Origin of the sequence: Streptomyces violaceusniger Tu 4113 (genome assembly GCF_000147815.2) — a bacterium.
GTDB lineage: Bacteria > Actinomycetota > Actinomycetes > Streptomycetales > Streptomycetaceae > Streptomyces > Streptomyces violaceusniger_A.
The window spans coordinates 763311-775972 of record NC_015957.1 but is presented as its reverse complement, the minus strand read 5'-3'; the positions used below and the strand labels follow the sequence as shown (position 1 = coordinate 775972).

Annotated in this window: 7 protein-coding genes; 3 read left to right on the top strand and 4 right to left on the bottom strand. The window is 73.2% G+C overall.

The window, feature by feature from the left end:
- Nucleotides 1-4: 4 nt before the first annotated feature.
- Nucleotides 5-1168 carry an acyl-CoA dehydrogenase family protein gene (locus STRVI_RS03565; protein ID WP_014054247.1) on the bottom strand — a complete coding sequence of 388 codons (1164 nt, stop codon included), beginning with the start codon at nucleotides 1166-1168 and terminating at the stop codon, nucleotides 5-7.
- A gap of 236 nt (nucleotides 1169-1404) precedes the next feature.
- Here STRVI_RS03565 and STRVI_RS03560 point away from each other — a divergent pair, with 236 nt between their 5' ends.
- Nucleotides 1405-3039, top strand: a complete 1635-nt coding sequence (locus STRVI_RS03560) for an AMP-binding protein (protein ID WP_014054246.1) — start codon at nucleotides 1405-1407, stop codon at nucleotides 3037-3039.
- Here the strand turns inward: STRVI_RS03560 and STRVI_RS03555 are convergent.
- Together STRVI_RS03555 and STRVI_RS03550 are read right to left on the bottom strand one after the other, a co-directional pair.
- A complete protein-coding gene (locus STRVI_RS03555) occupies nucleotides 3036-5864 on the bottom strand; it encodes a protein kinase (protein WP_014054245.1) in 2829 nt (942 codons plus the stop codon). The two genes, STRVI_RS03560 and STRVI_RS03555, sit on opposite strands and share 4 nt — an antisense overlap.
- Nucleotides 5865-6022: 158 nt before the next feature.
- Entirely contained in the window at nucleotides 6023-8026 is a 2004-nt protein-coding gene (locus STRVI_RS03550) for a serine/threonine-protein kinase (protein ID WP_014054244.1), read from the bottom strand.
- A gap of 200 nt (nucleotides 8027-8226) precedes the next feature.
- Between STRVI_RS03550 and STRVI_RS03545 the strand changes: the two genes are divergently transcribed.
- The gene (locus STRVI_RS03545) at nucleotides 8227-9420 is read left to right on the top strand and encodes a serine hydrolase domain-containing protein (RefSeq protein ID WP_251982550.1); all 1194 of its coding nucleotides are present in this window, start codon (nucleotides 8227-8229) and stop codon (nucleotides 9418-9420) included.
- Nucleotides 9421-9454: 34 nt separating this feature from the next.
- Here the strand turns inward: STRVI_RS03545 and STRVI_RS03540 are convergent, their stop codons facing one another.
- Nucleotides 9455-11161, bottom strand: a complete 1707-nt coding sequence (locus STRVI_RS03540; RefSeq protein WP_014054242.1) for a glycerol-3-phosphate dehydrogenase/oxidase — start codon at nucleotides 11159-11161, stop codon at nucleotides 9455-9457.
- Nucleotides 11162-11367: 206 nt separating this feature from the next.
- Here STRVI_RS03540 and STRVI_RS03535 point away from each other — a divergent pair, with 206 nt between their 5' ends.
- On the top strand, nucleotides 11368-12642 hold the full coding sequence (locus STRVI_RS03535; protein ID WP_014054241.1) for a nucleotide sugar dehydrogenase: 1275 nt from the start codon (nucleotides 11368-11370) through the stop codon (nucleotides 12640-12642).
- The last annotated feature ends 20 nt before the right edge of the window (nucleotides 12643-12662 follow it).

The window sequence follows — 12662 nt, the reverse complement described above, 5'->3', positions numbered from 1 at the left end:
TCGCTCACCGTCCCTTCGGCAGGCCGAGGATCCGCTCGGCCACGATGTTCCGCTGAATCTGCGAGGTCCCCGCGGCGATCGTGTACGAGAGCGACGAGAGCCGGTCCGCGACCCACTCCTGACCGGCGTCCAGCGCGTCCGGCCCCAGCACCTCGGCGGCCGCCTCGTACAGCTCCTGCCGCACCTGTGAGAAGCGCAGTTTGAAGACCGAGCCGCCGACGCCCGGCACCCCGCCGGTGCGCTGCGCCTCGCTCACATTCCACTGGGTGAGCCGCCACAGCGCCGCGCACTCCGCCGCGAGCCGCCCCAACCGGCGCCGCAACACCGCGTCGTCCCAGCGTCCGTTGGCCTTCGCCGTGCGGGCCAGCGCCTCCAGCACCCGCCTGCAGGCGACCACTTCGCCCACGAAGGCCGTACCGCGCTCGAAGGAGAGGGTCACCATGGTCACCCGCCAGCCGTCGTTCTCCTCCCCGACCCGGTGGGTGACCGGCACCCGCACCTCGTCCAGGAACATCTCGGCGAACTCCGCCGTCCCGGCGAGGGTCCGCAGCGGCCGTACCGTCACCCCGGGCGCGTCCATCGGCATCGCCAGCCAGGTGATGCCCCGGTGCTTCGGCGTGTCGGCGTTTACCGGCGCGGTGCGCACCAATAGTTCGCACCAGTCGGCGATCTCGGCGTGCGAGGTCCAGATCTTGCTCCCGTTGACGACATACGTATCGCCGTCCCGTACCGCCCGGGTGCGCAGCGACGCCAGGTCGGAGCCGGCGTCCGGTTCGGAGAACCCCTGGCACCACACCTCGTCCCCGCGCAGGATCGGCGGCAGCCAGCGGGCCCGCTGCTCGGGGGTGCCCTCGGCGGCGATGGTGGGGCCCGCGTGCAGCAGACCGACGAAACCGGCGCCCACATAGGGGGCACCGGCCCGCTCGGTCTCCTCCAGGAAGATCAGATGCTGGGTGGGCGTCGCGCCCTGGCCCCCCGCGTCCTTCGGCCAGTGCAGCCCGGCGTAGCCCGCGTCGTGGAGCATGCGCTGCCAGCCGCAGTCATAGGCGCGGCGGCCGGGCCAGTCGGCCGGATGCGGGCGGTCCGGCAGCATGGGCAGGGCGTCGGCGAGCCAGGCGCGCAGCCGGTGCCGGAAGTCCTCCTCGTCCTCCGTGAAGGCGAGATCCATCAGCGGCCGACCTCCCTTTCTGATGGCCCGTCAGACAGGGGCGGGCATCCGCAGGCTAGTCCGCACCCCCTGGACCGACAAGGCGCGCGGCCTTACGCTTCCAGCACTATCTGATGGTCCGTCAGTTATCGTCCGGGGCCGGGGCGGGTCGGGCCGGGTCGGCGCGCGGTTCAGCCCCGCGCCACGAGCACGCGATCGCCTCGAACGGTTCCGGAAGAGTCCCACGGGAGGCCGGGATGACCGACGTCGCGCAAGACGCGCAAGAGCTCGGCAGCTCGGCGACGCTGTGGGAACTGCTCGAACGGCGTGCCGCGCTCACCCCCGACGCCCCCGCCCTGCTGCAGGCCGGCGCCTCCGCCCGCCATGACCGGCGGCTGACCTTCGGCGCCCTGCGCACCCGCGCCGAGCGGACCGCCGCCGGGCTGTACCGGATGGGGATAGGCCCCGGCAGCCGGGTCGCCTGGCAACTGCCCACCCGGATCGAGACGGTCGTGCTGACCATGGCGCTCGCCCGCCTCGGCGCCGTGCAGACCCCGCTGATCCCCTACTACCGCGACCGCGAGGTGCGGTTCGCGCTCCGCGAGTCCGGGGCGCGGTTCTTCGCCGTGCCCGGCCACTGGCGCGGCGTCGACCACACCGCGATGGCCCGGCGCCTGGCCGCCGAACTGCCCGAACCGCCACTGGTCTTCGAGGCGTACGACACCCTGCCGGTGGCCGACCCCAAGGCCCTGCGGCTCCCGCCGCCGCCCACCGACGGGCGGGCCGTCCGCTGGATCTACTGGACCTCGGGCACCACCTCCGACCCCAAGGGCGTGCTGCACACCGACCGCAGCCTCATCGCCGCCGGCGCCTGCCTCGCCCACGCGCTGCGGCTCGGCCCGGACGACGTGGGGTCCATGGCCTTCCCGTACGCCCATGTCGCCGGGCCGGACTACACCGTGATGCTGCTGCTGTACGGCTTCCCGGCCGTGCTGCTGGAGCACTTCTCCCTGCCGGAGTCGCTGCCCGCCTACCGGCGGCACGGGGTGACGGTCGCGGGCGGCAGCACCGCCTTCTACTCGATGTTCCTGGCCGAACAGCGCAAGGACCCCTCGCGCAGGCTCATCCCCACCCTGCGGCTCCTCGCGGGCGGCGGCGCGCCCAAACCGCCCGAGCTCTACTACGAGGTCGTACGGGAGCTGGGCTGCACGCTCACCCACGGCTACGGGATGACCGAAGTCCCCATGATCACCATGGGTGCGCCGGACGACACGGACGAGAACCTCGCCACCACCGAGGGCCGGCCGCCCCGGGAGATGGAGATCCGGGTGGTGGACGGTCAGGTGGGGCTGCGCGGCGAGGCGGTCTGTGCCGGATATCTGGACGACGCCGAGACCCGTAAGGCGTTCGACGCGGACGGCTTCTTCCTTACCGGCGACCTCGGCCATCTCACGGAGAGCGGCCATCTGGTGCTGACCGGCCGCGCCAAGGACATCATCATCCGCAAGGGCGAGAACATCTCGGCCAAGGAGATCGAGCAGCTCCTGTACCAGCACCCGGACGTGGGTGATGTGGCGGTGATCGGCCTGCCCGACCGCGACCGGGGCGAGCTGGTCTGCGCCGTCGTGGAGCAGCCGGCGGGGGCGGAGGCGCTGACGCTCGGCCGGGCGGTGTCGTATCTGCGCACGGCGGGGCTGTCGGTGCACAAGCTGCCGGAACGGCTCGAAGTGGTGGACGCCCTGCCCCGCAATGAGACGCTCCGTAAGGTGCTCAAGTACCGACTGCGGGAGCGGTTCGCGGAGCACGGCGCCCAGGCGGCATGGGACGGCGCCCAGGCAGCACGCGAAGAAGCTCAGGAGAAACCCAGGCCCGGGACGACGCCTGAGCGCTAGCCGTTGGTCGTGCTGTACGTGGCCGTGGCCTGCTCGAAGTAGCGGTTGACCGCGCTGCGCTCGTCGGACGGGCCGATGACCAGGACCACGTGGTAGCGGCCGTCGATCAGCATCGCGAGATTGCGCGCGTACACGTTCCGCCCGCTGCTGTCGCGCCAGCTGAACGAGCCCTCCGCCATCGCCGTCCGGCCGACGTCGATCCGCCGCAGCCCTGAGGACGAGGCCCAGGAGGAGCCGCGGAAGGCGGCCAGTTCGGCCTCGCGGTCCTGCTGGTACGCCATCGGGTCGCCGCCGAACTCGGACATCTTGTCCCGTCCGGCCACGACCACCAGCTCGAAGTCGCCGCCGATGTAGCGGATCTGGCCGCGGCCGTTCTCGCCCCGGCGGGTCCAGTCCTCGTGGACGGCGACCTTGAAGCCCTTGGGGTCCTTGCGGACCGCGAAGCCCTTCGCCAGCCCGGCCGGATCGGTGGACTGCGGCTCCTGGTCGCCGGGGTCGGCCGGCTTTCCGGCCTTCCCCTCGTTGCCGTCGCCGCCTGCGGGGTCGTGCGGCGCCGCGCTCGGCGTACCGGCCGAACCCGTACGGCCCTGGCCGTCGTCGTCCTTGGCGCGCGGCATGAACATCATCGCGTAGACCACCGCCGCCGCCAGCACCAGGAAGATCAGCAGCAACAGCATCCGCCCCAGCCTGCGCGGCTTGCGCTGGGCGGGCGCCGACGCCTGCCGGGTCTCCCGGGCCTCCCGAGGCTCTGTCTTCTCCCGGGGCGCCCGAGTTGCCCGCGTCTCCCGGGGCGCCCGAGCCTCCCGGACCTCCCTCTTCTCCCGCTTGTCGCGCCGGTGCCGGGCGTGCCCGGCCGCCGCGTCGGCCGCCGCCGCGGGGCGGCGGCCCCGGCCCCTGCGCACCAGCCAGCCCCGCCGGCGGACGATCGGCAGCCGCCGGGGGTCGGACGCCCCGCCCGCGCCGAGCGACGGCACCGTGACCGTACTGCTGCCGACGTCCGGCTCGGGCGCCGACCGGATCAGGGACCGCAGCCAGCCGCGCAGCTCCTCGAAGTCGGGGCGCTCGGTGGGGTCCTGGCGCATCAGCGACTCGACGACGGGGCGCAGCGGACCGCATTCCTCCGCGTACGCGGGCGCCTCCCCGCAGACCATCTGCACCAGCTCGGCGGCGCTCTCCTCCGGGTACGGGGCATGGCCCTGCACCGCGCGGAACAGCAGCGCGCCGAGCGCCCACAGATCGGCGGCGGGGCCGACCGGTGGCGCCAGCCGCCAGTTCTCATGGACCGGTCCGGCCTGCTCGGGTGCCCACCGCTCGGTGACGGCGCCGACCACGACGATGCGGGCCTGGCGGGCCCGTTCGGCGGCGAGCGCGGTGGCGGGGCCGCCGGCGGCGGCTCCGCCGGTGTCCCAGGAGCCGCCGCCTTCGGAGGCGGCCGGCTGGGCGCTCTCCTCACGGTCCGGCTGACCGGGCCATGGGGCGCCGCCGGGCTCCGGCTCGGGCTCGGGCGTGGCCGCGGGGGCGGGCTCGGGGGCGTGCGGGGAGCGGGTGGCCGCCTCGACGTTGGCCCGCGCGGCGGCTCGCGCGCCCGCCGCGTAGGCGGCGATGGCGCTGGCCCGCGCGGCCCGGGCGGCCGCGCTGGGCGCGTCGGCACCGGTGCCGCCCGGTTCGCCCTCCCTGCTTCCCGGCTGCCCCGCCCGGCGCGGCCCGGGCAGCCCGCCGGCGGCCCCCTTGTCCCGGTAGGGAGCCATGGGCCCGCCGGTCCCCGGACCGAACGTCACCTGATCCCGGTACACCGGACCGCCGAGGCCGGGCCCCGAACTCGCCTCCGCCGCCCCGTGGTCGCCGTAAGGCGTCCGTGACTCGGGCAGGCCCGTCTCCGTGCCGTGGCCACTGTGTTCCCGGCCCTCGGCGTCGGGCCGCGAACCGGCCCCCGCCGGTTCATGGCCGCCGTAAGGGCCGCCCGGGGGCAGGAAACCTCCGGCGGGGCCCTGGTCGCGGTAGCGCGGGCCGCCGTTCGGCCGCGCCTCGCCGCCCTCTCCCGTACGGGCTCCGGGGATGGCGACGCGCCCTTCGTCTCCTCGCCCGGCCTGGCCCTGGGGCCGGTCCGGCTGGTCGCCGGAGCCCTCCGGGCCCTGCGGCAAGGCGGCCGGGGTCTCATCCGGCCGGGGCTCCTCGGCGGCGGGGTCGCCGGTCGACGGCGAGGACGCGGGCGCCGGAACGGGGTCGTAGCCGCACAGCGCCTCTTCCGCCGCGCCCGCCGCCAGCCCCATGAGCATCGCGCGGCCGTCGTCGCACAACAGCACCGTACGGGTGGTGATGTTGCGGTGGACCCAGCCATGGGCGTGCAGGGCGCCGAGCGCCGTAAGGACGTCGTTGGCGACCTCGGCGGCGCGGTGCGGGGACAGCGTGCCCTCGGCGAGCAGCGCGGCCAGCGGGCGGCCGGAGACCAGTTCGCTGACGATCCACAGGCTTCCGGCCTCCGCGAAGACATGGAAGACCTGGCCGAGCCGCGGATGGTCGGGGATCTGCGCGGCGGACGTCGCCGCCGCGATGGCGCGCCGGACGGCCGGATCACCGCCGCCCCGGGCCGTACGCCCGGCACCGGCGAACGTGCCGTTCCGTCCCGAGGGCCCGCCGCCGCCCCACCGCGCGTCCTCGTCGACGACTTCGGCGTCGACGACCTCCGGCAGCGGTATCTGCCGCAGATGGACTTCCTGTCCGCTGTAGGTGTCGAAGGCGCGGGTCTCGATGAGTTCGTACTCATCGGCGGGCGGAAGGGGCAGGCGATAGCGGTCGGCCAGCACCCGGCCCGCGTACTCCTCCACGACGCCTCCCCAAGCGCGCGATCAACGCCGCCCTCATCAGCGATCAGCGCAGCGTGAAACCGTCAAATGTGGTCGTTTTTGGGCGGGTTCCAGCGGCCGCGCACAGTCTAGGGCCTCTCACAATACGTGCCCGAACGACGCTTCGCCGACAGGAGTGTTCAGTCCGTAATCTTGAAGGTGTTAAAGGCGGTCTGACGGAGGGTGGCGCACTCCTTGTCGTTCCACTTGCTCGCCTCGCAGGTGATCAGTATGGCGAAGCCATGGCTGCCGTCCGCCTTGAAGCCGCGGTTGAGCACCCGGACCCGCTTGCCGTCCTGATCGCGCTCGAACTCCCAGTCCGCGACGGTCGGATAGCCGCGCCAGTCGATCGACTTGATGCCGAGGCCCTTGTAGCCGGCCATGGTGCGCCGGGCGTTGTCCTCGCCCTTGCGCCAGTCCGCCTCCGCGTCCGACCTCGGCGCGTTGGTGAAGTCGATCTGAATACGCGGAACGCTGGACCCGCCGTAGTACTTACGGCTTCCGGCATAGCTCCCGGAGTGGACCGACCAGCCCTCCGGCATGGCCATGCTGAACGGGAAGTCGGCGGACTTCACGGTCTGGTAGCCGTCGGGCAGGCCGCCCTTACCGCCGCCGCCCTTGCCCTTACCGCTGTCGTCGCCGCTTCCGCCGCCGCCCTTGCCCGAGTTGTCGTCCGAGCTCTCGGAGGCGTCCGTGCCCGGCTGCGAACCCGACTTTCTGCCGGAGCTCCCCGCCTTCGGCGACGCGCCCTCCGACTGGCCCGCCTTGTCGGCGCCCTGGTCGTCCTTGGCACCGCCCGAGGCCCCGGCCGAGGTCGACTTGTCGCCGCCCGAGGCGCCCTTGGCCTTGTCGCCGTCTCCGCCGTTACTCAGGACGACGGCGAGCACGGTGCCCACGATGGCGAGCACCACGACCACCGCGATGATGATCAGCGTGCGCCTGGGGACCACATCGGTGATCGAGGCGCGCGGCGGTGCGGCGGGCCGCGGGGCGGGCGCGCCCGCGGGCGTCGCGGCGGCCGGCTCGGCCTTCGCCGCCGCGCCGGACTTCGCCGCGCCGGATTTCGCAGCCCCGGCCTTCGCAGTCCCGGACGCGCCCGACTTCTCCGCCGGCCCCGCCGCGCTCCCGCTGTCCGCCTTCTTCGTGGCCGCCGTGGCCGCCGCGTTGCGCACGGACTTCAGCGCACCGCGCCTGCGCTCCGAGACGCCCGGCTCCTTGGCCTCGGCGGCGGCCTCGTCCTCCGCCGACGGGGCGGGCGGCAGGCTCATCGTGCGGGTCGCGTCGGCGGGGACCTTGGTCTCCTCGGGGGCGCTCACCGCGTGTTCCAGCAGCACCCGCGCCCCGGCCTCGTCGAGCCGCAGGGCCGGGTCCTTGGTGAGCAGACCGTAGATGACCTCCTCCAGCGGGCCCGCGTTCTTCGGCGGCTCCACCGGCTCGGTCATCACGGCGGTCAATGTCGCTATGGCCGTGCTCTTGTCGTACGGCGGCACACCCTCCACCGCCGCGTACAGCAGCCCGCCCAGCGACCACAGGTCGGCCGGCGGACCCGGCTTCTGGCCGCGGGCCCGCTCCGGGGAGATGTAGGAGGGCGCGCCGACGAGCATGCCGGTCGAGGTCACCGAGGGGTCGCCCTCGACCTGGGCGATGCCGAAGTCGGTGAGGACGACCCGGCCGTCGTCCGAGATCAGCACGTTGGAGGGCTTCACATCGCGGTGCAGGATGCCCGCCTGGTGGGCGGCGCGCAGCACATCGAGGACGGCGAGCCCGACCTCGGCGGCGCGCCGCGGGGTCAGCGGGCCGTCGTCGCGGACGACATCGGCGAGCGAACGCCCCTCGATGAGCTCCATGACGATCCACGGGCGGTCGTCCTCGTCGACCACGTCATAGACGGTGACGGCGCCGTTGCTGCGGATCCGGGCGATCGCCTTCGCCTCGCGCAGCGTACGGGTGATGAGCCGTCTCTTCTCGTCCTCCTCCACGCTGGACGGGAAGCGCAGCTCCTTGACCGCGACCGTACGGCCGAGGGTCTGGTCACTCGCACGCCAGACCGTGCCCATGCCGCCCTGACCGAGGATCTCTCCGAGCCGGTACCGCCCGGCGAGGAGGCGCCCAGTCGAACCCTGCGTCTTCTCAGCCTCCGACATGCGACCCCTCTGCGAATCTACCCACCCTGAACCCACCCTGGGAGAGCGTCCATTGTCTCTCATCCGCGGACCCGGAACCGCCCGGGGTCCGGGGCGCGGCGTGGCGGCCACCGCGGTACCTGCGACCATCTGGACGTACGCAGGAAACGGAGGTCCGTGTCATGCCCATCTCCGCCATACGATGGCACAGGCGGAGCCGTATGCCGACCGCTGTGGCGCTCACGGCCGCCCTCGGACTCGCCCTGTCCGGCTGCGGAACGGCGGCCACGGGAACGGGCCGGGACGCGGACCCGCGGGCGAATGAGGGCGCGGGCGGTGGTCATGGCGGCGCGGGCGGTGGTCATGGCGGCGCCGTGCGCACCGCCGTACGCCGCTTGGCCGCGCAGGGCGACGCGCCGGGGGCGGGGGTGCTCATCCGCCGGAAGGGCGGGGGCACACGGTTCATCGCGGCGGGGGTCGCGGACGTCCGCACCGGACGCCGGATCCACCGGAGTGACCACTTCCGAGCGGGCAGCCTCACCAAGACCGTCATGGCGGCGGTGACCCTGCGGCTGGCCGCACAGAAGCGGCTCGGCCTGGACGACACGGTGGAGAAGCACCTTCCGGGGCTGGTGCGCGGCCACGGCAACGACGGCCGGAACATCACGATTCGTCAGCTTCTGAACCACACCAGCGGGCTGTTCGACTACACCGAGGACCCGGCACTGGCGCGTCAGCTCTCCGCCGCGGCCGACCGCACCCGCACCCCCGCCTCCCTGGTGCGGACCGCCCTCACCCACCGCCCGTACTTCGCGCCCGGGTCCAAATGGCGCTATTCCAACACCAACTACGTCCTGCTGGGCATGGTCGTCCAGCGGGCCACCGGCCACTCCTACGCGGCCGAGGCCCGGCGCGAGGAGCTCGACCCGCTGCGCCTGCACGGCACCTCCTTCCCCGGCACCCGCACCACCCTCCCGGCCCCGCACGGCCGCGCGTACACACGGGACGGCGGGGCCCGGGACAGCGAGGCCCGGAGCGACGGCGCCCGACGCGATGTCACCGACCTCAACCCCTCCTTCGCGGGGGCCGCGGGGGAGCTGGTCTCCACGCTCGACGATCTGAGCCGCCTCCTCTCCGGGCTGCTGCGCGGCACGGTCGTGCCCCCGGCCGAGCTGCGACAGATGCGCAACACCTCCGCCTCCGACGGCCAGTACGGCATGGGGCTGTTCCCGGTGCGGCTGCCGTGCGGAGTGACGTTGTGGGGCCACAACGGCGAGATCAACGGCTCCTACGCACTGGCCGTGGCCACCCCCGACGGCCGCCACACCCTCGCCTACCGGCTCAACAGCACGGCCGGTTCCGGGCTGACCGGCGAAACGTCTCTCCTCGAGGCCGAGTTCTGCCCTCGCCGGTAGGACACCGGCCTTCCACGGCGGGATCACGCACCTCCTACAGCGGGATGATGTCCGGCGCGCCCAGCCTCGCCGCGTCCGCCGTCAGATCGTCCGGCTGCCGCTGGGACTCGCGCTCCGCCTCCACCCGCTTCTCGTAGTGCTGGACCTCCCGGCCGGTCTGGTCCTCGCCCCAGCCCAGCACGGGCGCCATCAGCTCGGCCGCCTCGCGGGCGCAGCGCGTACCGCGGTCGAAGGTCTCGATCGAGATGCGGGTGCGGCGGGTGAGGACGTCGTCCAGATGGCGGGCCCCCTCGTGCGAGACGCCGTAGACGATCTCGGCGCGCAGATAGTCCTCCGCCCCGGCGAGCGGCTTCCCCAGCGACGGGTCGGCCGCGATCAGGTCCAGCACCTCCTGCGTCGCCGAACCGTAGCGGTTGAGCAGATGCTCGATCCGTGCCACATGCAGCCCGACCTGCCGGCCGATCCGCTCCCGGGCGTTCCACAGCGCCTTGTAGCCGACGGCGCCGACCAGCGGGATCTCTTCGGTGACGCAGGGCCCGACCCGGCGGTCGAGGCCGTGCACCGCCTCGTCGACGGCGTCCTTGGCCATCACCCGGTACGTGGTGTATTTGCCGCCCGCGACCACCACCAGGCCCGGCACCGGATGGGCCACGGTGTGCTCGCGCGAGAGCTTGCTGGTGGCGTCCGACTCCCCGGCCAGCAGCGGGCGCAGCCCGGCGTAGACGCCCTCCACGTCGTCGCGGGTCAGCGGCACCGCGAGGACCTCGTTGACATGCTCCAGCAGATAGTCGATATCGGCGCTGGAGGCGGCCGGATGGGCCTTGTCCAGGTCCCAGTCGGTGTCCGTGGTGCCGAGGATCCAGTGCCTGCCCCAGGGGATCACGAACAGCACGCTCTTCTCGGTGCGCAGGATCAGCCCGGTCGTGGAGTGGATGCGGTCCTTGGGAACGACCAGGTGGATGCCCTTGGAGGCCCGGACATGGAACTGGCCGCGCTCCCCGATCAGCGCCTGTGTCTCATCCGTCCACACCCCGGTGGCGTTCACCACCTGCCGGGCGCGGACCTCGAACTCACCCCCCTGCTCCAGGTCGCGCACCCGGGCGCCGACCACGCGCTCGCCCTCCCGCAGGAAGCCGACCACCCGCGCGCGGTTGGCCACCTGCGCGCCGTATTTCGCCGCCGTGCGCACGAGCGTGGCGACATAGCGCGCGTCGTCCATCTGGGCGTCGTAGTACTGCAGCGCCCCGACCAGCGCGTCCTTCTTGAGGCAGGGGGCGACCTGCAGCGCCCGCCGACGGGACAGATGGCGGTGGGTGGGCAGTCCGCGGCCGTGCCCGGAGGAGATCGACATGGCGTCGTAGAGCGCGACGCCCGATCCCGCGTAGAGCCGCTCCCAGGCCCGGTGTTTCAGCGGATACAGGAACGGCACCGGTTTGACCAGGTGCGGTGCGATCCGCTCCAGCAGCAGCCCGCGCTCCTTCAGCGCCTCGCGCACCAGTGCGAAGTCGAGCATCTCCAGATAGCGCAGTCCGCCGTGGATCAGCTTGCTGGACCGACTGGAGGTCCCGGAGGCCCAGTCCCGCGCCTCGACCAGACCGGTCTCCAGGCCGCGCGTGGCGGCGTCCAGCGCGGTGCCCGCGCCGACCACTCCGCCGCCCACGACCAGCACATCGAGCTCACGGTCCGCCATCCGGGCCAGCGCCTCGCCGCGCTCGGCCGGTCCCAGTGCCGGTGTCTTCACCGCTGCCTCCCGTTGCGATCGACGTCACGCCGCCCTGCCGATTTTCCCGGCTTTCGCTCCTCCGTGCCATGCCACTGCCGCGCCCACCGCCGCGACACTGCGCCAACACCTCCCATCAATACTGAATACGAGTCATATTTCCGCTTAGTCTGTCTGTGGGGGGTTTGCGCCATTCGACATCGTCCCGGGAAGGACGACACGACGTCATGCCCGCAGATCTCGCCGTCATCGGACTCGGTCATCTCGGTATTCCTCTCGCCCAGGCCGCCACCGCCGCCGGCGTCCGTACCGTCGGCTACGACCCCGATCCGCGCGCCGCCGCCGACCTCCGGTCCGGACGGCTGCCCTCCGGCTCGGGCGGCGAGGGCCGGCTGTCCGCCGCCGAACTGCGCCGGATGGCCTCCCAGGGCTTCCGGATCACCGCCGACCCCGCCGAGCTCGGCCGCGTCCGCACCGCCGTGATCTGCGCACCGACCCCGCTCGGGGACGACCGCAGACTGGATCTGTCGGCGGTCGGCGAGGCGGCCCGTACGCTCGCGGCGCGGCTGCGTCCGCACACCACCGTTCTGCTGGAATCGACCGTGTACCCCGGCACCACCGAGGAATTCCTCCGTCCGCTTCTCGAGGAGGGATCCGGGCTGCGGGCCGGGCGCGATTTCCACCTCGCCTACTCCCCCTGCCGCCACGACCCGGGCAACCGCGCCCACGGCCCCGCCAACACCCCCAAGGTCATCGGCGGCCTCACCCCCGCCTGCACCGAGGCGGCCGCCGCCTTCTACGGCCGCTTCACCGAGAAGGTCGTCCGGGCCCGCGGCACCCGCGAGGCCGAGACCGTCAAGGTCCTGGAGACCAACTACCGGCACGTCAACATCGCCCTGGTCAACGAGATGGCGGTGTACTGCCACGACCTCGGCGTCGATGTGTGGGACGTGGTCCGCTGCGCCGAGACCAAGCCGTTCGGCTTCCAGTCCTTCCGCCCGGGCCCTGGCGTCGGCGGCCATGGCGTACCGGTCGACCACGGCCATATGGCCGACCAGCAGCGCGGCCTCGGCCTCCCGCTGCGCATGGTGGAGCTCGCGCAGCAGGTCAACGGGCGGATGCCGGGCTATGTCACCCGCCGCTGCACGGCCCTGCTCAACGAGTACGGGAAGTCGGCGCGCGGCGCGCACGTCCTGCTGCTCGGCGTCGGCTACAAGGCCGACGTCGCCGACGCGGAGGGCTCACCCGCCCGGGAGATCGCCTCCCGGCTGATCGAGCTGGGCGCCCGGCTCAGCTACCACGACCCGTACGTCGCGCGGTGGCGGGTGCTGGGGCGCGAGGTGGAGCGCGCCGACTCGGTGTACGAGGCGGCGGCCGACGCCGACCTGACCGTCCTGCTGCAGCCCCACCGCACGTACGACCTGCAGGGGCTCGCCGTGAAGGCCCAGTTGCTGCTGGACACCCGGGGGGCGGGTCCTGCGGGGACGGCGCACCGGCTCTGAGACGCGGAGGGTATGAGGCT